This window comes from Panacagrimonas sp. (assembly GCF_965216805.1).
Classification (GTDB): Bacteria; Pseudomonadota; Gammaproteobacteria; order Nevskiales; family Nevskiaceae; genus Panacagrimonas.
Genome location: NZ_CBDCGN010000003.1, coordinates 1,255,508 through 1,280,479, shown reverse-complemented (window position 1 = coordinate 1,280,479; position 24,972 = coordinate 1,255,508). Strand labels below are relative to the sequence as shown.

The 24,972-nt window shown below is 67.2% G+C and carries 25 protein-coding genes and 1 tRNA gene; 3 read left to right on the top strand and 23 right to left on the bottom strand.

Going from position 1 to position 24,972, the window contains the following annotated elements; all coding sequences use genetic code 11:
- Positions 1-51 precede the first annotated feature (51 nt).
- The 4 genes from hflX to mutL all read right to left on the bottom strand — a co-directional run bounded on the left by hflX (position 52) and on the right by mutL (position 4,484).
- Entirely contained in the window at positions 52-1,362 is a 1,311-nt protein-coding gene (gene hflX / locus ACOOHP_RS18840; protein ID WP_420468746.1) for a ribosome rescue GTPase HflX, read from the bottom strand.
- A 21-nt stretch (positions 1,363-1,383) separates the two neighbouring features.
- Complete coding sequence (hfq, locus tag ACOOHP_RS18835) at positions 1,384-1,641, bottom strand: RNA chaperone Hfq (protein WP_420468745.1); 258 nt, start codon at positions 1,639-1,641, stop codon at positions 1,384-1,386.
- Positions 1,642-1,710: 69 nt separating this feature from the next.
- Positions 1,711-2,673 (bottom strand): tRNA (adenosine(37)-N6)-dimethylallyltransferase MiaA, encoded by a 963-nt coding sequence (gene miaA, locus ACOOHP_RS18830; RefSeq protein WP_420468015.1) that lies wholly within the window; start codon positions 2,671-2,673, stop codon positions 1,711-1,713.
- Entirely contained in the window at positions 2,673-4,484 is a 1,812-nt protein-coding gene (gene mutL / locus ACOOHP_RS18825) for a DNA mismatch repair endonuclease MutL (protein ID WP_420468014.1), read from the bottom strand. Before mutL ends, miaA begins: the two co-directional genes overlap by 1 nt.
- A gap of 74 nt (positions 4,485-4,558) precedes the next feature.
- Between mutL and ACOOHP_RS18820 the strand changes: the two genes are divergently transcribed.
- Positions 4,559-4,960, top strand: coding sequence for a hypothetical protein (locus ACOOHP_RS18820; protein ID WP_420468013.1), 402 nt, complete (start codon positions 4,559-4,561; stop codon positions 4,958-4,960).
- Positions 4,961-5,163: 203 nt separating this feature from the next.
- On the opposite strand, the gene ACOOHP_RS18815 is transcribed toward ACOOHP_RS18820, so the two are convergent.
- The 3 genes from ACOOHP_RS18815 to ACOOHP_RS18805 all read right to left on the bottom strand — a co-directional run bounded on the left by ACOOHP_RS18815 (position 5,164) and on the right by ACOOHP_RS18805 (position 8,424).
- Entirely contained in the window at positions 5,164-6,357 is a 1,194-nt protein-coding gene (locus ACOOHP_RS18815; protein WP_420468012.1) for an N-acetylmuramoyl-L-alanine amidase, read from the bottom strand.
- Between the two features lie 94 nt (positions 6,358-6,451).
- Entirely contained in the window at positions 6,452-6,916 is a 465-nt protein-coding gene (gene tsaE / locus ACOOHP_RS18810; protein WP_420468011.1) for a tRNA (adenosine(37)-N6)-threonylcarbamoyltransferase complex ATPase subunit type 1 TsaE, read from the bottom strand.
- Entirely contained in the window at positions 6,913-8,424 is a 1,512-nt protein-coding gene (locus ACOOHP_RS18805; protein ID WP_420468010.1) for an NAD(P)H-hydrate dehydratase, read from the bottom strand. Before ACOOHP_RS18805 ends, tsaE begins: the two co-directional genes overlap by 4 nt.
- Before the next feature lie 50 nt (positions 8,425-8,474).
- On the opposite strand from ACOOHP_RS18805, the gene queG reads away from it, so the two are divergent.
- Positions 8,475-9,542, top strand: a complete 1,068-nt coding sequence (gene queG, locus ACOOHP_RS18800) for a tRNA epoxyqueuosine(34) reductase QueG (RefSeq protein ID WP_420468009.1) — start codon at positions 8,475-8,477, stop codon at positions 9,540-9,542.
- A gap of 445 nt (positions 9,543-9,987) precedes the next feature.
- Here queG and ACOOHP_RS18795 read toward each other — a convergent pair whose 3' ends face one another.
- From ACOOHP_RS18795 to pcnB, 9 genes are all read right to left on the bottom strand, one after another.
- Entirely contained in the window at positions 9,988-10,965 is a 978-nt protein-coding gene (locus ACOOHP_RS18795; protein ID WP_420468008.1) for a PA2778 family cysteine peptidase, read from the bottom strand.
- Positions 10,966-10,972: 7 nt separating this feature from the next.
- Entirely contained in the window at positions 10,973-11,347 is a 375-nt protein-coding gene (locus tag ACOOHP_RS18790) for a PA2779 family protein (protein WP_420468007.1), read from the bottom strand.
- Between the two features lie 64 nt (positions 11,348-11,411).
- Positions 11,412-13,043, bottom strand: coding sequence for a glucose-6-phosphate isomerase (pgi, locus tag ACOOHP_RS18785; protein WP_420468006.1), 1,632 nt, complete (start codon positions 13,041-13,043; stop codon positions 11,412-11,414).
- 76 nt (positions 13,044-13,119) lie between these two features.
- Positions 13,120-13,500, bottom strand: a complete 381-nt coding sequence (gene panD / locus ACOOHP_RS18780) for an aspartate 1-decarboxylase (protein ID WP_420468005.1) — start codon at positions 13,498-13,500, stop codon at positions 13,120-13,122.
- 173 nt (positions 13,501-13,673) lie between these two features.
- Positions 13,674-14,519: a pantoate--beta-alanine ligase gene (gene panC, locus ACOOHP_RS18775; RefSeq protein WP_420468744.1), complete on the bottom strand. Its 846-nt coding sequence runs from the start codon at positions 14,517-14,519 to the stop codon at positions 13,674-13,676.
- A 28-nt stretch (positions 14,520-14,547) separates the two neighbouring features.
- The gene (gene panB, locus ACOOHP_RS18770; protein ID WP_420468004.1) at positions 14,548-15,366 is read right to left on the bottom strand and encodes a 3-methyl-2-oxobutanoate hydroxymethyltransferase; all 819 of its coding nucleotides are present in this window, start codon (positions 15,364-15,366) and stop codon (positions 14,548-14,550) included.
- A gap of 28 nt (positions 15,367-15,394) precedes the next feature.
- Positions 15,395-16,030, bottom strand: a complete 636-nt coding sequence (locus ACOOHP_RS18765; RefSeq protein ID WP_420468003.1) for a deoxynucleoside kinase — start codon at positions 16,028-16,030, stop codon at positions 15,395-15,397.
- Positions 16,027-16,533 (bottom strand): 2-amino-4-hydroxy-6-hydroxymethyldihydropteridine diphosphokinase, encoded by a 507-nt coding sequence (gene folK / locus ACOOHP_RS18760; protein ID WP_420468002.1) that lies wholly within the window; start codon positions 16,531-16,533, stop codon positions 16,027-16,029. The genes ACOOHP_RS18765 and folK overlap by 4 nt, the downstream gene beginning before the upstream one ends.
- A gap of 7 nt (positions 16,534-16,540) precedes the next feature.
- Positions 16,541-17,830, bottom strand: coding sequence for a polynucleotide adenylyltransferase PcnB (gene pcnB, locus ACOOHP_RS18755; RefSeq protein WP_420468001.1), 1,290 nt, complete (start codon positions 17,828-17,830; stop codon positions 16,541-16,543).
- A gap of 168 nt (positions 17,831-17,998) precedes the next feature.
- Here pcnB and ACOOHP_RS18750 point away from each other — a divergent pair.
- Positions 17,999-18,074 (top strand) — tRNA-Glu (locus tag ACOOHP_RS18750).
- Positions 18,075-18,252: 178 nt separating this feature from the next.
- Here ACOOHP_RS18750 and ACOOHP_RS18745 read toward each other — a convergent pair.
- The 7 genes from ACOOHP_RS18745 to ACOOHP_RS18715 form a co-directional block, all read right to left on the bottom strand.
- Positions 18,253-18,936, bottom strand: coding sequence for a MalM family protein (locus ACOOHP_RS18745; protein ID WP_420468000.1), 684 nt, complete (start codon positions 18,934-18,936; stop codon positions 18,253-18,255).
- A 15-nt stretch (positions 18,937-18,951) separates the two neighbouring features.
- Positions 18,952-19,665 carry a hypothetical protein gene (locus ACOOHP_RS18740; protein WP_420467999.1) on the bottom strand — a complete coding sequence of 238 codons (714 nt, stop codon included), beginning with the start codon at positions 19,663-19,665 and terminating at the stop codon, positions 18,952-18,954.
- 223 nt (positions 19,666-19,888) lie between these two features.
- Positions 19,889-20,380, bottom strand: coding sequence for a chemotaxis protein CheW (locus tag ACOOHP_RS18735; protein ID WP_420467998.1), 492 nt, complete (start codon positions 20,378-20,380; stop codon positions 19,889-19,891).
- Positions 20,377-21,300 (bottom strand): flagellar motor protein MotD, encoded by a 924-nt coding sequence (motD, locus tag ACOOHP_RS18730; RefSeq protein ID WP_420467997.1) that lies wholly within the window; start codon positions 21,298-21,300, stop codon positions 20,377-20,379. Before motD ends, ACOOHP_RS18735 begins: the two co-directional genes overlap by 4 nt.
- A 126-nt stretch (positions 21,301-21,426) precedes the next feature.
- Positions 21,427-22,167 (bottom strand): flagellar motor protein, encoded by a 741-nt coding sequence (locus ACOOHP_RS18725; RefSeq protein WP_420467996.1) that lies wholly within the window; start codon positions 22,165-22,167, stop codon positions 21,427-21,429.
- Between the two features lies 1 nt (position 22,168).
- Positions 22,169-24,223, bottom strand: a complete 2,055-nt coding sequence (locus ACOOHP_RS18720) for a chemotaxis protein CheA (RefSeq protein ID WP_420467995.1) — start codon at positions 24,221-24,223, stop codon at positions 22,169-22,171.
- 6 nt (positions 24,224-24,229) lie between these two features.
- Complete coding sequence (locus tag ACOOHP_RS18715; protein WP_420467994.1) at positions 24,230-24,967, bottom strand: protein phosphatase CheZ; 738 nt, start codon at positions 24,965-24,967, stop codon at positions 24,230-24,232.
- Positions 24,968-24,972: the final 5 nt, after the last annotated feature.

Sequence of the window (24,972 nt, the reverse complement as noted above, 5' to 3'; positions counted from 1 at the left end):
GCGGCCGATTGTGCGCCTACGCAGATTCAATGGGGACCGCAACCGCGGATTCTAGGGGGGGACTTCCCATTCCTCAAACACGCGCGGCTCGGGCGGCGGCGGCACCCCGGCGGCCACGCACAGCCCGCGCAAGCGCGCGTAGGGCATCGCGACTTCGAGCCGGAACTGCCCCGCGTCGTCCAGCGACTCCTGCCGCACCGCGCGCGATTCGAACAGCTGCGCGCGCAGACGCCCGGCCGCCGGCGGCAGAGTCAGCTCGAACACATCCACCGCCGGACGCAGAGATTGCGCGATGGCATCGCGCAACAGGTCCAGGCCGGCGCCGCTGCGGGCGGAGACGAACACGCGCTGCGGACGACCCTGCTCGTCGAACTCGATCCGGGGCTCCTCGCCTTCGCGCAGATCGATCTTGTTGAACACCTGCAGGCTGGGGACCGAACCTGCACCGATTTCGTGCAGGACCGCGCTGACCTGCTCGATGCGCGCCATGCGCTCCGGGTCGGCGGCGTCGACCACGTGCAGCAGCAGATCGGCGTCCCGGGATTCTTCCAGGGTGGCGCGAAATGCGGCGATCAGATCGTGGGGCAGATCGCGCACGAAACCCACCGTGTCGGCCAGCACCGCCGACTCGCCGACCGGCAGCTCCAACCGCCGCACCGTGGTGTCCAGGGTGGCGAACAGCTGACTGGAGGCGTAGGCACGGTCGCCGGTCAGGGCATTGAACAAGGTGGACTTGCCGGCGTTGGTGTAGCCGACCAGCGATACCGAGGGCACTTCGTTGCGTCGGCGCGAGGCGCGGCCCTGGGCGCGGCGGCGGCGCACCTCTTCCAGGTGACGCTTGAGCGTGGCGATGCGGTCGCGTACCAGGCGCCGGTCGACTTCCAGCTGCGTTTCGCCCGGACCGCGCAGGCCGATACCGCCCTTCTGTCGTTCGAGATGAGTCCAGCCACGCACCAGGCGGGTCGCCAGGTGCTGCAACTGCGCCAGCTCGACCTGCAGCTTGCCTTCGTGCGAGCGGGCGCGGCTGGCGAAGATGTCCAGAATCAGGCCGGCGCGATCCAGCACGCGGCACTTGAGGACTTTTTCGAGATTGCGCTCCTGGCTAGGGGACAGATCGTGGTTGAAGATCGCCAGCTCGATGTCGGCCGCGGCGACCGCGGCGGCGACTTCGTCAGCCTTGCCGCTGCCGACGAACAACCCGGAATCGGGTTTGACCCGCGACCCGCCGATCAGTGCATGAATGTGGGCACCGGCCGAGCGCGCCAGTTCCTCGAACTCGCGCCGGTCAGATTCGAAGTCCGCGCCAGGAAACTGCAGGTGGACGAGGACCGCACGCTGCCCGGTCGGCGGACGATCGAACAGCGCCTGGACAGACAAGCGACGTCAGGCGGGCGGGGCGTCGCCGGCGCCCTGATCAGCCTCGGGATCGTGCAGACGAACCGCACGGGCAGGGACGATGGTGGAGATGGCGTGCTTGTAGACCATCTGGCTGACGCTATTCTTCAACAGCACCACGAACGAATCGAACGATTCGATCTGCCCCTGCAACTTGATGCCGTTGACCAGATAGATGGAGACCGGAATCCGCTCTTTTCGCAGGGCATTCAGAAATGGTTCCTGCAATGTGTGTCCTTTCGACATGGTTTTGATCCCCAAAGGCATTTCGTTATTAACCGCACTGCGAGTACACCGCCCGCGAGGCTGCGGAGCTTAGCATGACGTTTCCGACAGCCATCCGTCGATACGCTTCAGCGCCGTATCGACATTATCGGGCGCGTCCGAGTTCATCCAGCAAAGATCGTGCTCAGACCGTAACCAGGTGATCTGGCGCTTGGCGAACTGCCGTGTGGCCGCCAATCCCTGCTCCTGGGCCTGAGCCAGACTGGCCTCGCCCTGCAGGTGGCCCCACAGCTGCCGGTAACCCACCGCACGGATCGACGGCAATCCCTCATGCAGATCGCCCCGACGGTGCAGGGCCGACACTTCCCGCAGCAGACCTTGCCCCAGCATGTGTTGCCATCTCATTGCAATGCGCGCATGCAACTGTGCTCGTGTACCGGGATTGAGGGCGAGCTTGAGGAATGCAAGCCCGGCGACGGACCCGCCTCGCCGGCCGTGCAACTCGCTCAGGGGCCGGCCGGAGTGCAGCACCACCTCCAGAGCCCGTTGGATGCGCTGGCTGTCGTTGGGGTGCAGTCGTTGCGCGGTCACCGGGTCCAAGGTCGCCAGCCGCGCGTGCAGGGCCGGCCAGCCCAGTTCCCGCGCATCGGCAGCGAGCCGGGCGCGCAGCCCGGCGTCGGCGGCCGGCAGTTCGTCCAGCCCGCGGGTGAGCGCGCGAAAGTACAGCATGGTGCCGCCGACCAGCAGCGGCAGGTGGCCGCGTGCGCGAATCCGCGCCACCAGGGCCAGGGCGTCATCGCGGAATCTGGCCGCCGAATACGGCTCGGTCGGATCGCAGACGTCGATCAGGTGATGCGCGATGCCGGCACGCTCGGTCAGATCCGGCTTGGCGGTGCCGATATCCATACCGCGATACACCTGCGCCGAATCCACGCTGATGATCTCCGCTGGCTGGCCGCGCGCCGCCAGCGCCTGGGCCAGGGCGATCGACAGCCCGGTCTTGCCTGCCGCGGTCGGGCCCATCAGCAGGATCGCGCCGCCGCCGGTGCTCATCAGCGCCCGCGCAGGAACAATCGGTCCAGCTCGCTCAGACCCAGTTGCACCCAGGTCGGCCGACCGTGATTGCACTGGTCCGACAACTCGGTCTGCTCCATGTCGCGCAGCAGGGCGTCCATCTCGGGCAGGCTCAGCCGCCGGTTGGCCTTGATCGCTGCACGACAGGCCACGTCCGCCAGCACCCGGCTTTGCGCGTCCAGCACCTCGCCCAGATGCGCATGCGGCGCGGTGCGTCCATGTTCGTCGGCCAGGCCCGCCACCAGGCTGGCGACGTCCTCGCGCGCCAGCACCGGCGGCACCGCACGCACCAGCAGCGAGGCCGGGCCGGCGCGGTCCAGTTCCAGGCCCAGGGCGGACAGCTCCACGCGGCGGGCTTCCAGCGCATCGACTTGGTCTTCGGCCAAGCTCACCGACAAGGGCACCAGCAGCGCCTGCGAAGCGATGCGTCCGGCGGCCAACTGCTGCTTCATGCGTTCGTACAGCACCCGTTCGTGCGCGGCGTGAGCGTCCACCAGCACCAGCCCGCGCGCGTTCTGCGCCAGGATGAAAACGCCGTGCAACTGCGCCAGGGCCTGCCCCAGTGCGTGCGCCCCGGCAGCTTCGGTGGCGGCAGGCGCCGACGCGGTCGCGGGAACCGCCGACGCGCCGTCGCGGGCGCCCTGCAGCAGCGCCCATCCGGTCTGCTCGAACCGCGGCTCGCGCACTTCCCACACCGATGGCCGCGAAGGCGATGAAGTCACCGCAGTCGCCGATACCGCGTCGCCACGCACCGCAAAGCCGACCTGGTGCTGCGCCAGATCCGGGCGCAGCGCGCGCAGGCGCTGCTGAATGGCGCCGAACAGGAAATCGTGCACGCGACCGGACTCGCGAAAGCGCACTTCGGTTTTCTGCGGGTGCACGTTGACATCGACGCCGCGCGGATCGATTTCCAGCCACAGCACAAAGGCCGGATGCCGGGTGGAGTGCATGGCATCGGCCAGCGCCCGGCGGATCGCGTAAGCCACCAAACGGTCGCGTACGCAACGGCCGTTGACGAAGAAATACTGCAGGTCGGCCGACGCGCGCGAAAAGCTGGGACGCGCAAACCAGCCGGACAGGCGCAGGTCCGTGCGCGACTCGTCGACCAGGACCCGATGTTCGAAGAACTCGTTGCCGCAAACCTGTGCCACGCGCGACTCGCGCTGCGACTGATCGAGCGCTGGAGTCAGTTCCAGCACGCGGCGGGCCTCCTGACGCAGACTCAGGCCCACGTCCATGCGCGCCAGCGCCAGCCGTCGCAACCATTGCTCGGCGTGCCGCAGCTCAGTGCCCGGGCTCTTGAGAAACTTGCGTCGCGCCGGCGTGTTGAAGAACAGGTCGGCGACCGTGACGGTGGTGCCCGGCGACCGCGCGACCGGCTGCGGGTGCACCGGCATGGCCAGTGCACCCGCGCCGCTCAGACTCCAACCGTGGTCATCGGCGCCCGTGCGCGAAACCAGGGTCACACGCGCCACCGACAGGATGCTGGGCAGCGCCTCACCGCGAAAACCCAGGCTGCCGACCTGCTCCAGGTCTTCGAGGTCGCGGATCTTGCTGGTGGCATGCCGTTGCAGCGCCAGCGCCAGCTGGTCAGCCGCGATGCCCGCGCCGTCGTCGCGCACGCGGATCAGGCCCAGACCGCCCTGCTCCAGCTCCACGTCGACGCGGCGCGCCCCGGCATCCAGGCTGTTCTCGACCAGCTCCTTGATGACAGCGGCTGGGCGCTCGACCACCTCGCCGGCAGCGATCTGGTTGATCAGAACATCGGGCAGAATTCGGATCGCGCTCATCTTCCACACCCCAGCCCGCTCGGTGGCCGGGGCGAGACCGTCACGGCCTCGCCCGCTCGCCACGCCAGCGACCGGTGGTCGCAAAACAGCGCGGACTCACCCTCGCCGGCAGCAATCTGGTTGATCAGAACATCGGGCAGAATCCGGATCGCGCTCATCTTCCACACCCCAGCCCGCTCGGTGGCCGGGGCGAGACCGTCACGGCCTCGCCCGTTCGCCAAGCCAGCGACCGGTGGTCGCAAAACAGCGCGGACTCACCCTCGCCGGCAGCGATCTGGCTGATCAGAACATCGGGCGGGATTCGGATTGGCATCGGGCTCGCTCACGGGAACGCGATTATCCGACATCGGATCGCGCGGGCGGCACGTCAGGATTCTGCTGCCACGGATGACCAGGATGAACGCGGTTCGATCAGGCAGACCGGGGGTTATCGCTTCACCGCATCGGCGATTCGGCCGGCCCGCAAAAGCGACTGACTTTGATCGGTGAAATCGGTGACGTCCGTGGCGGATGCGTGTTCTGCGCAGTCCGCGTCAAACCTGCCGCGTTCACCACGGACAACAGGACATGCTCAAAACAATAGGGCCGCGCATTGCTGCGCGGCCCTACGTCCCTCCCCGCCCACCCGCCCCTTTTGTATCGCTCGGCGGCGGCCTTGTTTAGTCGCCGCGTGTGGCCGTTATTCGGTGCGAACCTTCTGCAGGCGCGGCGCCGCTCCGGCGACGGTGCGCCCGGATTCGCGCGGCCGGTAACTTTCGAAATAGCCCTTGATGCCCAGGAACATGGACTGCGCCAGTCGCTGCTTGCCGGCAGGATCGCGAAGCAATTTTTCTTCGGTCGGGTTGGTGATGAAGGCCGTCTCCACCAGCACCGACGGAATGTCCGGCGCCTTGAGCACGACGAACGCCGCCTGCTGCACCTGGGTGCGCTGCAACTGGTTGACCTTGCCCAGGGCCTGCAGCATGCGGCCACCGACGTCGAAACTGGCTTCCATGGTGGAGGACTGCGACAGGTCGATCAGCACCGCCGCCAGTTCGTCGTCCTTGTTCTCCAGCGCAATGCCGCCGACCAGATCGGCGGCGTTTTCGCGGCGGGCCAGCCAGCGGGCGTGCTCGCTGCTGGCGCCGCGCGGCGACACCACGTAGACCGCCGAGCCGCGCATGCTGCGGTTCTTGAGCGCGTTGGCATGCACCGACACGAACAGATCGGCCTGCGCCTTGCGCGCGCGGGTGACGCGTTCGCGCAGGCCCAGGTAGTAGTCGCCGTCGCGCGTCAGCACCGCGCGAAAACCCGGCTCGGCATTGACCAGCCGGGCCAGGCGTTGCGCCAGGTCCAGCGCCACATTCTTCTCCTGCAGACCCGATTTGCCGATGGCGCCCGGATCTTCGCCGCCATGGCCGGCATCGATGGCGACCACAATGGGACGCGGCTGCCAAGCTTCGGCCACCACCGGTGGACCGGCGTGAACGGCGGCCTCGGGCACTGCCTGCGCGCCCTCGGGGATGGGCATGTCCAGCACCAGCCGGTGCCCGTACTGTTCCGCCGGGTCGAGCAGAAAGACGCGCGGCTCGACGTTTCGTGCCATGTCCAGCACCACGCGCAGGGAACCGTCCTCGCGTTCGGCGGCGCGCACCGAGCGGACATCACCCTTGCCCTGGGCCGCGTGGGCGGTCTGCAGTCCGCGGGTCGCGGGCAGATCGATAACGATGCGGGCGGGATTGTCGAGGGTGAACACCTTGTGCCCAGGCACGCGATCGAGTTCGAACACCACCCGCGTACCCTCCGGCGATTCCCAAAGCCGCAGGTCGCGCAGCTCTGCGCCGCTCGCGACCGAGGCGAGACAGCACAGCGTCAGGAGGCAAAGCACGCGCATGGGCGTTCTATCAGGCCGGGATCACGCGCGACCTTAGCCCGCGACTTCGTCGAATGCAAGATTTATTTGCCATTCAAACAGCGAGATATGGGTTCTACTTAATGTCGAATGTGACTTGGTCGAATGTGACCCGGCCGCTGGGCCATTCCAATTCCGCCAGCCGTGCCGGACCGTCATGCTGCAGGCGCACCACGACGTCCGCTGGCGGCAAATGACCGAGGCCACGTTGCGGCCATTCGACCAGCCACACGGTGCTATCCGGCGGATAGTCGCGCACGCCCAGGTATTCCACTTCCTCAGGGTCCACCAGCCGGTACAGGTCCAGATGCAGCAAGCGTTGATCGGCCGCGGCATAGGGCTCCAGCAGGGTGTAGGTGGGACTGCGCAGGGTGCCTTGTACGCCAGCGGCACGCAGCAGGCCTCTCGCCAGCGTGGTCTTGCCCGCACCCAGATCGCCGTAGAGATAGACCACGCCGCCGCCCGCAGTGAGCAGGCCCGCCGCCAGCCGGGCGCCCAGAGCCAGGGTGGCGGCCTCGTCCGCCAGGATCAGTCGCATCATGGGTTGAGCACCGCCCGCAGCTGCGCGATCAGATCGCCAGGCAGCAGGCCACGCTCGCCCGCTGCCGCCGCCACATCGCCGGCCCGCGCATGCCCCAGCACGCCTACGGCGGCGGCGGCGGCGGGCGCCAGGCCCTGCGCGATCAGGGCGGCAATGACACCGGTCAGCACGTCGCCAGTGCCGCCCGCGCCCATACCGGGATTACCCAGGGGACACAGCAGGCGACGGTGACCGTCCACCACCAGGCTGCCGGCGCCCTTGAGCACGACGACCGCGCCGGTCAGGGCATGCAGATCGCACGCTGCCTGCAGGCGCTGTGCCTGCACTTCGCCGGTACGACGCCCGAGCAGGCGCCCCGCTTCGCCCGGATGCGGGGTGATGACGGTGCCGGTCGGCAGCGGCCAGCACCCGTCCTGCGCCAGCAGGTTCAGGGCGTCGGCGTCGATCACCCGTGCTGCGGCCGCCGGCAGGCAAACCTCCAGCAGCGTCCGACCCCATTCCCGAGTGCCCAGCCCGGGGCCGATGGCAACGACGTCGGCGCGGGGCAACAGGGGCGCAAGATCGTCCGCCCGCTCGATGCCATGAAACATCGCTTCGGGCTGTGCCGCGGTCAGCGGCAGCGCGTGTGCGGCGCGGGTGGCCACGCTGACCAGCCCGGCTCCCGCGCGCAGGGCGCCACGAGCCGCCAGCAGCACAGCGCCGGCCATGCCGAGATCGCCACCGACGATCAGCACGTGACCATGGCGACCCTTGTGCGTATCGCGGGCGCGTCTGGGCAGCGCCGGCGCCAGCTCCTCAAGCTGCATCAGTTCGGCCACGCCGGGCGCCTGTTGCAGCAATCCGGGGTCAACGCCAAGGTCGGCGAACTCGCGCAGGCCAGCGTGGTCGGGGCCGGCGCCGGTGTAAACGCCGAGCTTGCGGCCGATGAAGCTGACGGTAACGTCGGCGCGTACCGCGGTGCCGTGCACCGCTCCGGTATCGGCGTCCAACCCGGACGGCAGGTCGATGGCCAGCGCGGCCTGCGCCGACGCACGCGCATTGATCGCCTCGATTGCAGCAAGCGCGACTCCGCCGACTTCGCGATCGATGCCGATGCCGAAGATCGCATCGACCTGGACATCGGCCTGCGCCATCGGGCCGCGGACGAAAGTCTCGTCGAATCCGCTCACCTCACCGCCGGCGTCCACCCAGGCCGCCAGTGCATGCACGGCGTCGCCGCGCTTGGGCAAGCCGCCGACACTCGCGACCTGCACCTGCAAGCCGGCAGCGCAGGCGATGCGCGCCAGTTCGTAACCGTCGCCGCCGTTGTTGCCGGGACCGCACAGCACCGCGACCGCACGCGCATGCGGCCAGTGAGCGCGCAGCGCGTCGAACGCGGCCTGCGCGGCGCGCCGCATCAGCGTGTAGCCGGGGATTCCGCCATCTTCGATGGCGCGTCGGTCCAGCTCGCGCACCTGCGTTGCCGAATACAATTGCGGACGATGAACATGCCAGTCTGCCGTGGTCATGATGCAAGTATGCGGCCGGCCGTCGCGGACCGAACAGCCCGCGCGCACCAGTGAATGACGCGGTCGCAACGCTGGCGCAGGACCTGCGCGGCTGGGCCCGACAACTGGGCTTCGCCGATGCCGGTGTGGCCCACCTGGAACTCGGCGACGACCTGTCCCGCCTGCAGCGCTGGCTGACGCTGGGTTATCACGGTTCCATGGCCTACATGCAGCGGCATGCGGAGTTGCGCGCCGATCCGCGCCGACTGCACGCCGGCACGCTCAGCGTGATCTCGGTGCGCCTGCCCTACTGGCCCGACGCCGCCGACGCCGACACAGTGCTGGCCGACCGCTCGCGCGCCTACATCTCGCGCTACGCGCTGGGCCGCGACTATCACCGCGTGTTGCGCGCACGCCTGCTGCGCCTGGGTCGCAGGCTCGAGCAGGCGATCCGCCCGCACGGCTACCGCGTGTTTGCCGACAGCGCGCCGGTGCTGGAAAAAGCCCTGGCGCGCAACGCCGGGCTGGGCTGGATCGGCAAGCACAGCCTGGTGATCCAGCGCGATGAAGGCTCGTGGTTCTTCCTGGGCGAGCTGTTCACCGACCTGTTGCTGCCGGCCGACGACGCAGCCGCAGTGCCCGACGGCTGCGGCCGCTGCAGCGCCTGCATGCGCAAGTGTCCGACCGGCGCCATCGTGGCGCCGTACACGGTGGACGCCCGTCGCTGCATTTCCTATCTGACCATCGAACATCACGGCTCGATTCCGGAGACACTACGCCCGCTGATGGGCAATCGCATCTTCGGCTGCGATGACTGCCAGCTCGCCTGTCCGTGGAATCGCCAGGCGCAGCCGTCACGGGATCCCGACTTCGCGCCGCGCCACGGCCTGGATGCCGCGCAATTGCTGGATCTGTGGCAGTGGGACGAGGCGCAATGGCTGCATCGCACCGAGGGCATGCCGCTGCGCCGGTTGGACTACGGTCGCTGGTTACGCAACCTGGCGGTGGCGCTGGGCAATGCGCCGCCTTCGACGCAAGTGCGGACGGCGCTGCAGACGCGCGCCGAACACGCCGATCCGGTGGTGCGCGAGCACGTTGCCTGGGCGCTGGCGCGACATCAGGGCGCCGGTTGCCCGTGAATCTTTAGCCCGCATTCCTCACAGGGGGATCGAGCGATGGCCGTCGGTCGAGGACGGCGTTTGGCTTAGCCGGGAGTGACATTGAGTCACTCCCTGCCAAGGCCAAACGCGCCGGAGAATCTTCCGACACTCTGTTTCCGAACCGAAACTCGAAGAATGTTGTGAGCACGGGAAATGGCCAGGGATTCTCCGGCGACCTGTGAGAAATGCGGGTTAGAGCCTGTCGAACCGAGAAAAAGACGGTCGGCCACAGATGCGACGGATAAAGCACCGAAAGAAGTTCAAACTCGAAAGCGTTGGATTGGGCTGACGGATGTCACCACCGATTCAATGATCTGAGCGGCCCGCCCAAGCTGGTGATTTTCGATCCGCGACACCCGTGAAATCGGCGGCACATGCTTTTCCGATATCGAGTGCAGGCCGGCATCCGACGCGGGGCGTTCGATCAGGGCCGCGGACACTGCGCCGACTCGGCGCGCTGACCTGAAGCAACCGCAGCGTCGATCTTGCTGCGCGTTTGCGCCACTGCCGTTTCGAAGCGCGGCGGCACCTCGTCCAATGCCTGCATATGGGCGCCGGCCGCGGCGACGCAACCGCGCTGCAGCAGCAGATTGGCGAGGTTGTTGCGCGCAACTACGGCCTGCGGATCCAGACTCACCGCGCGCAGCAAGGCGGCCTCGGCGCCAGCGTTATCGCCTGCCGCGTAACGGGCGTTGGCCAGCGCCTGCCAGGGCAGCGCCGACTGCGGCCAGCGCTGCACCGCGGCGCGATAGGCTTGCTCAGCCACTTCCAGCCGTCCCAGCGACTCGAAGGGCGCGGCCGCAGCCAACCAGCCCTGGGTACCGACAGTGACCGGCACCGCGACGGCCGGGGCCAGCACCACCGCCCAACGATCGGCACGCTCCCAGCTCGACGTGAAGCGGGCGACGCTCAGGGTTTCGCGCTCGGTGGTACCGGAACGCAGCAGGAACTCCTTCTGCGCCGGGTCGTAGCCAATCAGCACCGCGTAATGCCAGCGCGGCCAGCGACGCAAGCCCAGGTTCTGCAGCACCAGCACCGGATGCCCGGCCTGCACGGTCTGCAGCAGCACCTGCAAGCTGCCGCCCAGCTTCACGGGCAAGCGGTCGAAACGTCGCGCTGCGGACAGCATCTCGGTTTGCAGGCTGCCCTCGCGCCCGGGCACGTACACCCATTGTGCGAGTTGCCCGGGGGTGGTCTGCACGCCCTGCGCCACCAGCACGGTGGCCAGCGCGGCCGGACCGCAGTGGTGCTCGGTCTGCGGGAAAAACGGGGTCTCGCGCAGTTCCACCGTCTGTGCCGGCGGATCGAAATCGATCGCCGGGCGCATCGCGCAGGCGCTCAGCAAAAGCAAAGCGGCGGGCCCCAGCAGGACCCGCCGCTGTGCGACCGGCAGTGCCGCCATCGAACGATCAGATGGCGGTGAAGACGTTGGTCACGCCGACCAGTTCCAGGATCAACAGCACCAGGAAGATGATGCCGATCACCGCAATGGCGTCGCCGCCGGCCGGCTGGGATTCGATGTTCATCGCCAGCTGCTGCAGCTCGGCATCGCTGAGATTGGCGACACGATCGGCAGCCAGATCGGACTCCACGCCCCAGGCTTCGAGCTGCGATTGCACCTGCTCGCCCGCCATGAAGGCGTCGACGGTAGCGAGGTTGACTTCGCGCGATTGTTCGGCGACCAGACTTTCGGTTCCGATCATGCCGGCCTGGGCCGAAAAGCCCATCAGCATGAAGCTCGCCGCCAGCCAACCCAACAACATGCTGCGCAGATTGATACTCATCAGGACAACTCCCTTGTGGACCGGAAAATGTGCTCGCAGGATGCGGGTACTAGCTGAACGGGCGCTAACCGGGATCGTTCAGAGCGCCCAGATGTGCGCGGGTCGACGCATCCAGAGACGCATCTTCGCCGGCACCTGGCTGCAGCAGGCGCTGCGCCAGTTGCTTGCCCAGCTCCACGCCCCACTGGTCGAAGGGGTTGATGCCCCACAGCACCGACAGCACGAAGGTCCGATGCTCGTACAAGGCCATCAACGCGCCCAGGTGCCAGGCGTCGAGCTGCGGCAACAGCAATAGATTGCTCGGGCGGTTCCCCGGAAACACGCGATGCGGAATCGCTGCTTCCAGCTCGGCACCCGCGAGTCCGCGCCCGGCCAGTTCGGCCCGCACCTCGTCGGCGCTCTTGCCGCGCATCAGCGCTGCGGCCTGTGCCAGCACATTGGCCAACAGCAACCGATGCTGATCGGGATAGGCGTGGCCGCCGCGCAGCGCCACGATGAAATCCACGGCATGCAGCGCCGGACCCTGGTGCAGCATCTGGAAGAACGCATGCTGACTGTTGGTGCCGACATCGCCCCACAGGGCCGGCGTGGTCGACGGTACCGGCGTGCCGTCGCGCATCACACACTTGCCGTTGGATTCCATTTCCAGCTGCTGCAGCCAGGCGACGAAGTATTCGAGCCGCTGCGCGTAGGGGCTGACGACGTGGCTGGCTGCGCCGAGCGCCTGCATATTCCAGACCGCCAGCAGGGCCAGCAGCAGCGGCAGGTTGTTCACGTCGTCGGCCTCGACGAAGTGTCGATCCATGGCGTGCGCGCCCGCCAACAATTGGCGAAAACATTCCGGCCCCAGCGCCAGCATCGCCGACAGGCCCACCGCCGACCACACGGAGTAGCGTCCGCCCACCCAGTCCCAGAACGCAAAGCAGTTGTCCGGCGCGATGCCGAAGGCCGCAACCGCCTCCGAATTGGTGGACACCGCTACGAAATGCCGACCCACCGCATCTGTGCCCAGTGCGTCAACCAGCCAGCGCCGCGCATTGCCGGCGTTGGCCATGGTTTCCTGCGTGGTGAAGGTCTTGGAGGTGACCACGAACAGCGTGCGCGCCGGCTGCAGTTGCGCCAGCACATCGGCGAGCTGCGCGCCGTCCACATTGGCGACGAAGTGCGCACGCGGATCGGCACCGGCATCGCGACTGCGCAAGGCCTGCACCACCATGCGCGGACCCAGGTCGGAACCGCCGATGCCGATGTTGACGACATCGCGTATCGGCTCATCGGTGGCGCCGCGCCAACACCCACTGCGCAGGCGCTCGGCGAAGTCGCACATGCGGTCCAGCACCGCGTGCACGTCGTCGCCCACATCGACACCCAGCGCATGCAGCGGCCGGTCGCGCGGCGCGCGCAAGGCCATGTGCAGCGCGGCACGGCGTTCGGTGTGATTGATCGCAGCGCCATCGAACAGTTGGCGACGCCAGTCCGACAACTGCCGTGCGGCGGTCAGGTCCAGCAGCGCCGCCCGCGCAGCATCGTCGATGCGTTGCTTGCTGTAATCCAGCGTAAGACCACAGGCCTGCGCGCTGTAGCGGGCTGCGCGGGCCGGGTCGTCCTCGAACAGGTCACGCAGCAGCGTGGCGCGCAGGCGCTGCGCGTGGCGGTCGACCGTGGACCAGGCAGGCGTGGATTCGAGCGGCGTCATGGGCACAGGCGGGTTCGGATTCGCCCGCCACCTTGCCGCATGTCAGGGCCGCGGCCAAGCCGCGGCAACCAGTCGATCAGGCCGCCTGCACGGGAATCGTGTTGGCGCTGCGCACCACGCGGTTGGTATCGTCCAAGTACACTAGGCGCGGCTTGAACACACTGGCCTGCGCCTCGCTCATGCCGGTGTAGGCGCAGATGATGACGCGGTCGCCGACCCCGGCCTTGTGGGCCGCAGCACCATTGACCGAAATGATCCCGGAGCCGGGCTCGGCCTGGATGGCGTAGGTGGTGAACCGCTCGCCGTTGGTGATGTTGTAGATCTGGATCTGCTCAAACTCCCGAATTCCGGCGAGTTCCAGCAGCCGCGTATCGATTGCACAGGAGCCGTCGTAATCCAGTTCGGCATGGGTCACGCAGGCGCGGTGCAATTTGCACTTGAGCATCGTCAGTTGCATGGTCTGACCACTTGGCTTGGCGACCCCGGGCGGCCCACTAAGACATGCACCACGGGTTCAAGTTGTTGTACATCGACGGGCGGCCCAAAAAGACATACGCCCGGACTTTGCGACGCATTGCGCAGAGCGGACGCGGAGTGTAGCGATGCGTTATAGGCACAGCAACCGTTTCGTCACAAACGCAGATACCGGTTGTCGATCAGCCGGGTGCGACCCAGGAACGCGGCCGCCAGCACCACCCACTCGCGGGCATCCACGGTCGGCAGCTGCAGGTCGGGCGCCCTGATTGCCACGTACTGGGGTTCGAAACCGCTGGCACGCAATTGCTCCTCCGCCCGCGCCTGCAGCGCCGCGTAATCGCGTCGGGCCTGCGCCAGCGCATCGACGATGCGCTGCAATTCGCGATGCAACAGCGGCGCCAGTTTGCGTTCCTGCGCCGACAGATACTGATTGCGCGAGGACAGCGCCAGCCCGTCGGCCTCGCGCGCGGTGGGATGTCCGACGATCTCGATCGGCAGATGCAGATCCGCCACCATGCGGCGCACCACCTGCAACTGCTGCCAGTCCTTTTCGCCGAACACTGCCATGTCCGGTTGCACCTGGTTGAACAGGATGCTCACCACCGTCGCCACGCCATCGAAAAACCCGGGGCGGAATTCCCCTTCCAGAAGCTCCGACAGCGCCGGCACGCGCACGCCGCTCAGATGCTCGCGACCGTGCGGATACATCTCGGTCACGCTGGGCGCGAACAGCAGATCGCAGCCGACCGACTCCAGCTTGGCTGCGTCCTCGCTCAAGGTGCGCGGATAGCGATCGAAGTCCTCGTTGGGCCCGAACTGCAACGGATTGACGAAAACGCTGGCGACCACGCGGTCGGCCTGCTGGCGTGCGCACGTCAGCAGTTGCAGGTGACCGGCGTGCAGATTGCCCATGGTGGGAACAAAACCGACGCGCAGGCCCGCACGTTTCCACCCGCGCACGCGATCGCGCAATTCGGCCACCCGGTGAACGCTCGCCATAGCCATGGGTCGATACGCTCAGATGCGCTCAGAAGCAGTGTTCGGGCGCGGGATAGGCGGCGGACTTCACTTCCGTCACATAGGTCGCGATGGCCTGCTCGATGGTAGCGCCGCCGGTCATGTAGTTCTTCACGAAACGCGGTCGGCGCCCCAACGTGACCATCGGCGAGATGTCGAGTATGTCGTGCAGCACCAGGATCTGGCCGTCCACTGCAGGGCCGGCGCCGATACCGATCACCGGCACCGGACTGGCTTGAGCGATACGCGCGCCCAGTGCAGCCGGCACACATTCCAGCAGCAGCAGGTCGGCGCCGGCCTCGACCAGCACCTGCGCGTCGTGCAGCATTTCCTCGGCCGTGGCCTGGTCGCGACCCTGAACTTTCATTGCGCCCATCTTGTGCACGAACTGCGGCCGCAAACCGAGATGGGCGCACACCGGCACGCCGCGCACCGACAGGTATTCGACGATGCTGGCCTGCTCGCGCCCGCCCTCGAGCTTGACCATCTTGGCGCCGCCTTGCTGCATCACCCGCAGGCTGGCATCCAGCGCGCGGTCCAGGGTGGCGTAAGACAGAAACGGCAGGTCCGCCACCAGATAGGCGCGCTTGAGATGCGGGGCGACGCACCTGGCGTGGTAGACGATGTCGTCGACCGTCACCGGGGTGGTGGTGGTGCCGCCATGCAGGACCATGCCCAGCGAATCGCCGATCAGCACCAGGTCCACGCCGGCACGATCTTCCACCAGCGCGAAACTGGCGTCGTAGCAGGTCAGGCAGGCGATCTTCTCGCCGGCCGCGCGCATGCGGCGCAGTTCGGCGATCTGTACGGGTTTGAGTGTCGCGTCCATAGGGTCGGATGAAAAAAAGGCGCGGCGACTATATCAAGGCACCACGGGTTAGCCGCACCAGCGTTTCGGCCGAATCCAGCGCCGCCAGCAGCTCGGAAAAATCGTCGGGGTTGCCGACAAGGTCGTATTCGGCCGTGTCGACTTCCACCAGCGGCGCGCCGGGTCCGTCGCGCAGCCAGCGCGCATAGGCTTGCGCCAGCCGTTCGAGGTATTCGGCCTGCAGGGGTATCTCGTAGTCGCGGCCGCGCCGGGCGATGCGCGCCATAAGCACGTCGAGAGGCGCGGTCAGATACACGATGCGATCCGGTCGCGGCAGCTCGAACGCAAGCCGCTCGAAAACCTGCGCGTACAGCGCAAAGTCGCTCGAGTTCAAGGTCAGCCCGGCGAACAGCCGATCCTTTTCGAACATGAAGTCGGCCACGCAATGTCCGGAAAACAGATCGCGCTGCTGCAGGCGCTCGACCTGGCCGGCACGCTGCAGCAGGAAAGTCAGTTGCGTGGAAAACGCCGCGCTGCCCGGATCGCGATAGAAGCGCGCAAGGAACGGATTGTCGTCGGGCTGTTCGAGCAGCAGAGTGGCATCCAGGGCTGCGGCCAGCTTGCGTGCCACCGTGGTCTTGCCGGCCCCGATCACACCTTCAACCACGATGTAAGACGGTTTCACGACCGCACGTCCGGCGAGTCCGACTCCCACAGTTCGAGGCCGTCGCGACCCAGCGTCGCGGCGCGCTCCTGCACCGGTCCGATGCCCGCAATCTCCAGGTCCGGCGCCACTTCCGCCAACGGGGTCAGCACGAAATTGCGCTGCGCAATGCCCGGATGCGGCAACCACAGACCGGGCTCGTCGCAAACCACCCCGACCACGTGCAACAGGTCCAGGTCCAACGCGCGCGGACCCCAGCGCGGCCCGCCGCGCACGCGGCCGGCCTTGCGTTCGATGGCGATCATCGCAGCCAGCAGGTCGCGCGGCGCGAGCGCGGTTTGCACGCAGCAGGCGGCGTTGCAGTAGTCGGGCTGGTCCGCCGGACCCATCGGCGCGGAGCGAAAGAATCGCGACACGTGCAGCATCCGCGTAGACGGCAATGCCGCGATGGCAGCCACCGCCGCGCGCAGTTGCTCAGCCGGCTGCCCGAGATTGGCGCCGAGTCCGATGTAAGCGGTGTGCATGCCCCGATCAGCCGGCCGGTGCGGCCTCGCCTCCGGTACGGCGACCGCCGCGACGGCGACGGCGACGACGCTTGCCCGGCTCATCGGCGGCGCGAGCCTCGTCGGTTGCGGCATCGGGACCTTCACTCTGGTCCGCAGCGCTGGACGGCAGTGGCGGCAACTCCCGATCGGCCTGCGCGCGCGTCCACCAGTCGGCCAGTTCCATCAACGCCGGATCGCCGTTGCGCGCGCGCAGCAGCAGAAAGTCGTAGGCGGCGCGAAAGCGCGGATGCGTCATCAATCGCCGTGCGCGGGCCGGGCTGCGCTGCGTGAGCCGCGCCTGCATCGACCAGATCTCCCGCATCGGCAGTGCAAAGCGCTTGGGGATCGCCACTCGCGCGCAGGCCCTGGCGATGACTTCCTCGCCGGCCTGCTCCATCGCCAAGTGCTCAGGGTGGCCTTCCTTGTCCTGCAACTGGCGCGCGCGGCGCTCGGTCGGCGCCCACAGCAGCGCCGCATACAAAAAAGCCGGGCTCACCGGCAGATCCTGCTCGATCCGCTCGGCGGAATTGCGCAGCGCGTCGTTGAGAAACGCCAGTTGCGCAGCCTCACCGAGCAAAGCCTCGGTGGCGGGGAACAGGTGGCGGAACAGACCGTAAACGCGCAGCCCGTAGAGGTTATCCACGCCCTCGCGGCACAACAGCACCTTGAGCACTTCGTCGAACAGGCGCGCGGCGGGAATCTCGGCGAGCAGGGCGGACAGGCGGCCGATCGGTGCGGCGGTGGCCGGGTCCAGCCGGAAGTGCAGCTTGTTGGCGATGCGGATCGCCCGCAGCATGCGCACCGGGTCTTCGCGATAGCGCAACTCGGGATCGCCGATCAGACGCAAGGTCCCGGCCTTCAGGTCTTCGAGCCCGCCGCAGTAATCGACGATGGAAAAATCGCGGATGTCGTAATACAGCGCATTGACGGTGAAGTCGCGGCGAAAAGCATCCTCCTCCAGGGTGCCGTAGTCGTTGTCCACCAGCACGCGACCGGTTTCGTCGCGCTGATGCATGTCGGTGATGGCGCCACGAAACGTGGTGACCTCCAGCACTTCCTGGCCGAAGCGCACGTGACAGATGACGAAACGCCGGCCCACCAGCCGACACGCGCGAAACAGTTTCTTGACCTGCTCCGGATGCGCGTTGGTGGCCACGTCGAAATCCTTGGGCGTGATGCCAGCCAGCAGATCGCGCACGCCGCCACCCACCATGTAGGCCTCGTAGCCCGCCTCCTTGAGCGTGTAGAGCGTCTTGAGCGTGCCCGGGGAGATCATCGAGCGCGAGATCGGGTGCTCGGCGCGCGGTATGCGTCGGGGCTGAGTAATGGCGTCTATCCTGAAAATGAATTTCGAGTACGGCAACCGCAACCGCCGGACACATTTCGTTTGTCGGCGTCGCGCTTATCCCGCTAAGAGTCCCTATAATACGCGGCCTGTCGCCTCGCTCCTATCGTCTAGAGGCCTAGGACGGAGCCCTCTCAAGGCTTAAACCCGGGTTCGAATCCCGGTAGGAGCGCCAAGCAGTCCCCGTCAAAGCCCCGGTCAACGGGGCTTTTTCATGACTTCTTCATGGCCCGTTCGTGGCCGTCGGGTTTGGGCGAGAACCGAACTGCGCCGAGCGTTGCATCCGACACCAGCACGGGATCGAACTGGCTACGGCAATGCTGTGCTGCCGCACCAACCCTCAACGCCAACCCTCAACGCAGATAGGTTTTCAGCTCGGCGCGCGCCAGATCGGAGGCCTTGGGCGCGTCGCGCTTGGGCGTACGCGAGCGCGCCTGCAACTGCACCCGTCCCGCATGCGAGTAGGTATAGCGACGTTCGCGCTCGGTGCCCTGCACGTAGAGGATCGGCATCACCGCGTTCAGGATGGGCAGGAAGAACGAGCGACTCACGACCCGCTCATCGGAGCGGCCGACCGCCTGTGGTGCGGAGCGCAGCAGCAGATAGGACTCTTCCGCGTCCTCGGCACCGAAGAACAGATTGGCCTGCAGGCGATCGCCGCGCATGACGAAGCGATCCAGCGGCAGTTCGCGCCGCACCCGTCCGTCGGCGTCCAGGGTGGCGACTTCCGGGGCGAACAGGCTGCTGCCGTCGATCAGGCTTTCCAGGCTCAGGCTCCAGGGCCCGTCGAAGGCCGGTAGCCGCAGCACCGTGTAGTTGCTCACCCGGCCGTCTTCCAGAAATCCGCAGCGGCTACCGGCATCCAGTCGTAGTACCTGCGGCCGCACCTCGTCCAGTGCCAGCGGTTGCGCCGATTGCAGTTGCCAATGACGGTCGCAGGGCGAGGCCACCTGGGTCATCGGTGCCGGGCCGCGGGACGCGCAGCCGGCGGTGCCAAGCAGCAACAGGGCGATCGACAGCAGGCCAGGTCGGTTCATGAAATTTATCCGGGCTTAGCGCAGTTGCATGGCCAGGGCCTCGCCGGTGGCGCGCATCGCCACCTGCAGGCCTTCCATCGCGTGATCGGGGCGCGCCACCAGTTGTTCGAAGCCGCGAAATTCGTAGCCGCGTTCGGCCGTCAGCGTGATGGCGCCGCCACCGTCGCCGAAGGGGTTGTAGGCAATGCGATCCTGATACAGCACGCGATGGTCGCTGGCACGCACCAGGCGCACATTCAGATAGACGGTGGGCCGGTAGGGCGTGTTGGCACCGGCCGCGGTATAGCCCACCAGCCCCGAGTACAGATCCAGATAGGCATCGACCGAGCCGTCGCCGGTCGGATAACGATCCATAAAGCCGAGTTGGCCGTGGGGCCGCCACACTTTCCAGGGCACCAGCTCGTATCCGGAGGCGGACAGGCCGGCCTCCAGATGCTGACGAAACGAGGTCCTGCAGTTACCGAAGCCCTGGCTGCGAACGGCGTCGTTGAAGTCGTCGCTCTTGACCAGCATGTCGCCCTGCGCCAGCAGCATGCCGACCACGCCCAGGCTCTCGCCCGGATGCACCACCATGCGCACGTCGTACTCCTCCGGCAGCGCGGGGGTCAGCACCGCCAGCCGCTGGATGCGCTCGCGCTGAGCCGGATCGTAGGGGCGGTGCTGGGGAGCGGCGCAGGCGGTGGTCGCAAGGGCGGCCAGGGCGATGAGCCAGTTATGAATTGCCGCCATGTGCCACTCCGTGCCTGTGGATCCCGGATCGCCTCGGTCGCGCCTGAGCGGCGCTGATCCGGTGCTCGTGGTGCACAGATTGCAAGAAGACCCATGACGATACGGTTGGGCACCGATAATCGGCAGCATCCGGCGGCTCCGGCGGAAAACTGACGCCCGTGACCGCCACGTGACGGAATTCCGGCAGTCCCGCCGGCAAGAAGGCGGAACTGTCTGCGGCGGCTCAGGCCAGCATGCCGGGCACGTCGAGCAGGGTCATCATCCGACCTTCGCGCGTGACCAGTCCCAGCACCGCGCGCGAGGGCGTGGCACCGGCCGGCGGCGCAGACTTGATCGCGCTGTCGGCAATCTGGCGCACGTGCGCCACCCGGTCCACCCGCGCGGCCAGGGTTTCGCTACCGGCATCGAACACGATCAGCGGGCCTTGCGGATTGGCGGCCGCAGCCAGGCCCAGACGCAGGCGCAGGTCGACGACGGTGACGATCTGCCCGCGCAGGTTGATCACGCCCATGACCTCGGCGGCGGTACCCGGTACGGGCTCGATCTCGGCCTGGGCCAGCACCTCCTGCACCGCCAGTATCGGCACGCCGTAGAGCTGGCCCGCCAGCTCGAAGCCGATCCAGCGCTGTACCGCCTCGCCGCTGCGAAACACGTCTCCGGGGCGATGTACGGCGGGTGGCCGCGCCAGGTCGGCGGTGACGTTGAGATCGATCATGGCTGGGCGTGCTCCTTGGGCGGACCGAGTGCAGCGAGATTGCGCTCGACTGCCGGCGCGGCGGCGGTGGGCAGAGCCGGCAAGTCCTGTGCCTCCTCGGCCAGCACCACGATCACGACGCGTCGGTTCTGGTTGCGGCCCCGCGCGTTGCCGTTGTCCGCGGCCGGCTGGTACTCGGACAGGCCGGTCACGGTCATGCGCCGCGGGTCCACGCCCTGGCGGGCGAAGCGATGCACCACGCTGGCGGCACGGGCGCTGGACAGCTCCCAGTTGGACGCAAACTCGCGGGTGGAAATCGGCACGTTGTCGGTATGGCCTTCGATCCGTAAGCGATTGGGAAACGGCTGCAGCACGCCCGCCAGGCGATCCAGCACCGGCAGCGCCGCAGCGCCCATCTGCGCCGAGCCGCTGGCGAACAGCAGGTCGGTCTGGATCTCCACTTCGAGCCAGAACTCGGTGCGCCGCACCACCACCAGGTCCTGCGCGATCAGTTCGCCCAGGGCCGCGTGAACCTTTTCGCCGATACGCGACAGCGCCTGCTGATGGCGCGCCGCCAGCGCCCGCGCCTGCAGTTCGCGCCCCGGCATGCGCGCGGTGATGGGGCCGGCGATGCGCGGCTTGTGCAGGCCCAGGGCATCGACATCCGCCCCCGGCGGTGGCGGTGCACCCTGAATGATCTGCGGCCGACGATCACCCGCGGGCGTGGCCTTGGGTCCGACCTGGATCGGCGCGGTCGAGCGTGGCGGTCCGCCGAACGCGGCCTTGAGCGAATCCGACAACACGCGGTACTTGCCCTCGTTGACCGAGGACATCGAGTACATCACCACGAAGAACGCGAGCAGCAGCGTGATCAGGTCGCCGTAGGGAATGGCCCAGGCTTCGTGATTGATGTGGTCTTCGTGTTTGTGTTTACGGGCCATGACGAGCAGCCGGGAATCGGCAATCGGGCATCGGGAATCGTCGAAAGCGCCCGGCACAACGACCCCGGGTTCGCAACGGCCGGCCGTCACGATTCTCGATTCCCCATTCCCGATTGCCGGTCTTCATCAGTGCAGAAACCCCTGCAGCTTGGTTTCGATCACGCGCGGGTTCTCGCCCTGGCTGATCGCGATCAGGCCCTCGATGATCATCTCGCGCACGCGGGTCTGATCCCCCACCACACCCTTGAGCTTGGACGCCATCGGCAGGAAGAACAGGTTGGCGCTGGCGATGCCGTAGATCGTCGCGATGAACGCCGCGGAGATGCCGTGGCCGAGCTTGGACGGATCGGCCAGGTTCTGCATCACCGCCATCAGGCCCATCACCGCACCGATGATGCCCAGGGTCGGCGCATAGATGCCCATGCCCTCCCACACCTTGGCGCCCATCAGGTCGAAGTGCTCCTTGGCCTGCATCTCGGTTTCCAGCGTGTTGCGGATGCTCTCGGGCTCGGCGCCGTCCACCAGCATCTGCAGGCCCTTGCGCACGAAGGCATCGGACTCGGTGGCGATGCTGCCCTCCAGCGCCAGCAGACCCTGCTTGCGCGCCGCATTGCTCCATTCCACGATCCGCGCGATCAGCGCCGCGCCTTCCAGCGCCGGCGGCTTGAAGATCCACTTGGCCATCTTCATGCCGTGCTTGAAAGTCCTCATCGGCGTCTGCACGGTGATCGACCCCAGGGTGCCGACGATCACGATCACGAACGCCGCCGGTCCCCACAGCGCAGCGACGCCGCTGCCCTTGAGGATGGAGCCGCCGATCAGCGCCACCATGGCGAGCACAAAACCGACGATGCTGAGCACGTCCATCTCAATGCCCCCGCGCGTGGGTCTGCACCAGACCCGGCACGTCCACGATCAGCGCCACGCGGCCCTGTGGCGTCACCGTGGCGCCGGCTACTCCTGAAAGGCCCCGCAGAGAGGCACCCAAAGGCTTGATCACCACTTCCTCGCGACCGCGCACCTGGCGCACGATCAGGCCGTAACGTTCCTCGCCGAGCGTCACCACCACCACGTGACGAACCGCGGCCTCGACCGTCGTGGCCGAAACCCCGGCCCACAACTCCAGATCGATCAGCCGCAGGTTTTCGCGCTTGAGCGGCACCACCTTCCAGTAGCCCATGTCGCGAACCGCGGTCGGGTCCAGCGCAAACACATCGGCCACCAGGGTCAGCGGCAGCGCGAACTGGCGCTGACCGGCGTCCACCATCAAGGCCGGCAGTATCGCCAGGGTCAGCGGCACGCGCAGATGGATCACCGAGCCCTGCCCTGCCTGTGACTCGATCACCGCGGTGCCGTTGAGCGCCTGGATACGCTGCTTGACCACATCCATGCCGACGCCACGACCGGACAGATCGCTGACCTGTTCCTTGGTCGAAAAGCCGGGCATGAAAATCAGTTGCAGGCATTCGTCCGGCGTCAGCCGCGCCGCGGAAGCCGGGTCCATCAGGCCTTTTTCCACCACCTTGCTGCGGATGCGTTCGGGATCGATGCCGGCGCCGTCGTCACGCACGCTGATGCGGATGTGATCGCCCTCCTGGCGCGCTTCCAACCGCACCTGTCCGGCCGCCGGCTTGCCGCGCGCCAGGCGCACCTCCGGCATCTCGATGCCGTGATCGACGCTGTTGCGCACCATGTGCACCAGCGGATCGGCCAGGCCTTCCACCAGGTTCTTGTCCAGATCGGTGTCCTGACCCACCAGGGTCACTTCCACCTGCTTGCCCAGGCTGCGCGCGACATCGCGCGCCAGCTTGGGAAAGCGCGAGAACACCTTGCCCACCGGCTGCATGCGCACCTGCATTACCGAGCCCTGCAGGCCGCGGGTGATGAAATCCAGCTCGCGCACCGCACGCGCCACGTCGCCGCCGGCGCCGGTGGCCAGAGCCTTGAGCCGGTTGCGCACCAGCACCAGCTCGCCGACCAGATTCATCATGCGGTCGAGCTTGACCGTGTCCACCCGCACGGTGGTTTCCGCGGCGGGCGCGGACACGGGGTTCTTGTCTTTGGCCCCCTCTCCCCCGCCCGAGCGGGGTAGAGGGTTGGGGTGAGGGGGGCTCGCAGAACCGAACTGCGCTCCGTTTGTTTGCGGCGCGCCCCTCACCCCGCTGTCGCGGAGAGAGGGAGCCAGGCCCTCGGGCGCGGCAGAACCTTTCTTTTGAGACGCGAGCTGATCCAGCAGCGCGTCAAACTCGTCTTCAGTGATCTCATCCGGCTTGATGCCGGTGGACGCCACCGATTTGGGTGGCTGCTTCTGCGCGGCGAGTTCGTCGAGCAAGGCGTCGAATTCGTCTTCGGTGATCGTGTCTTTCGATGCCGGCGCACCCGGTGCCTTGCCGCCGTGCAAGTCGTCGAGCAGGGCCTCGAACTCGTCGTCGTCGATCAGCTCGGGATCACGAGCCTCTGCAGGCGTCGGCGTGTTCTTCTTCGCCTTTTTCTTCTTTGCAGGCGCTTGGGCCGGCGCAGACGCAGACACGACGGGTGCCACCTCCATCAACGCATGCAAGACCTGGATCAGTTGCGGCGGCGCCGGCTGCGGATCTCTGCCGGCACCCAGATCAGCCATCATCGCCTGCACCTGGTCCACCGCCTGCAACACCGCGTCCATCAGGGCGGCATCCACCGCGCGCTTGCCGTTGCGCAGCGCGTTGAACACGTCCTCGGTGGCGTGGCACAGCTCGACCAGGGCGTTGACGCCGAGAAACCCGGCACCGCCCTTGACGGTGTGAAAGGCGCGGAAGATCGCGTTGAGCAGATCGGCATCGTGCGGGCGCGATTCCAGCTCCACCAACTGGTTGCCCAGGTTCTCGATCAGCTCGCCGGCCTCGGCCAGAAAATCTGCGCGGATATCGTCGTCGACGGCGGGCATTTGGGCTTAAAACCCCAGCTCGGCGAGCAGAGAATCGGCATCGTCCTGGCTCACCGCGACGGGTGTCACGCCATCGATGGCCGGGCCGTGCAGCACGCCTTCCGGCGCCTCGGCCGTACGGCCGCTGCCGAGCCCGCCGGAGGCGCGCAGTAGTTCGATCAGCGCACCTTCGACACTCTTGACCAGTTGCGTGACCTTGCGGATCACCTGTCCGGCCAGATCCTGATACTCCTGCGCCTGGGCCAGACGCGACAGCCGCTCGCGCAGGTTCACCGCGCTTTCGGCGATATGGCTGCGGGTTTCGTCCACGCTCACCACCAACCCCGACAGCGAGTACGGCGAACCCGAGTACGAGTGTGCGCGCTGGCAGGCCGCCGCCAGATCGTGCGTAGCCAGCGCAATGTCCTGGGTCAGCTTCTGGCATTCCTCCACCAGGTCCAGGGTCTTGTGGGCGGCCTCTTCGGTGACCTTGGCCACGTAATCCAGACGCGAGCAGGCATCGGGAATCTCGCGCCCGGCCAGGCTGGACAGGCGATCATCAAAGCGCAGTTCGCGCACGGCGTCGTGCAGGCTGCGGGTAAGTTTGGCCACGCTCACGAACAGGCCTTGTTCGCGCGCCTGCAGAAAGCTGGCGAAGCGCGCTTCGAAAGCGGTGTCGTCACCGGCCTGCAGCAGCGCAGTGAGTTCCTGCAGGCGCTTGATCTGTTCGGCGCGGCCCGGCGTGGCGTTCAGGGGAGCGTTCACGGGAG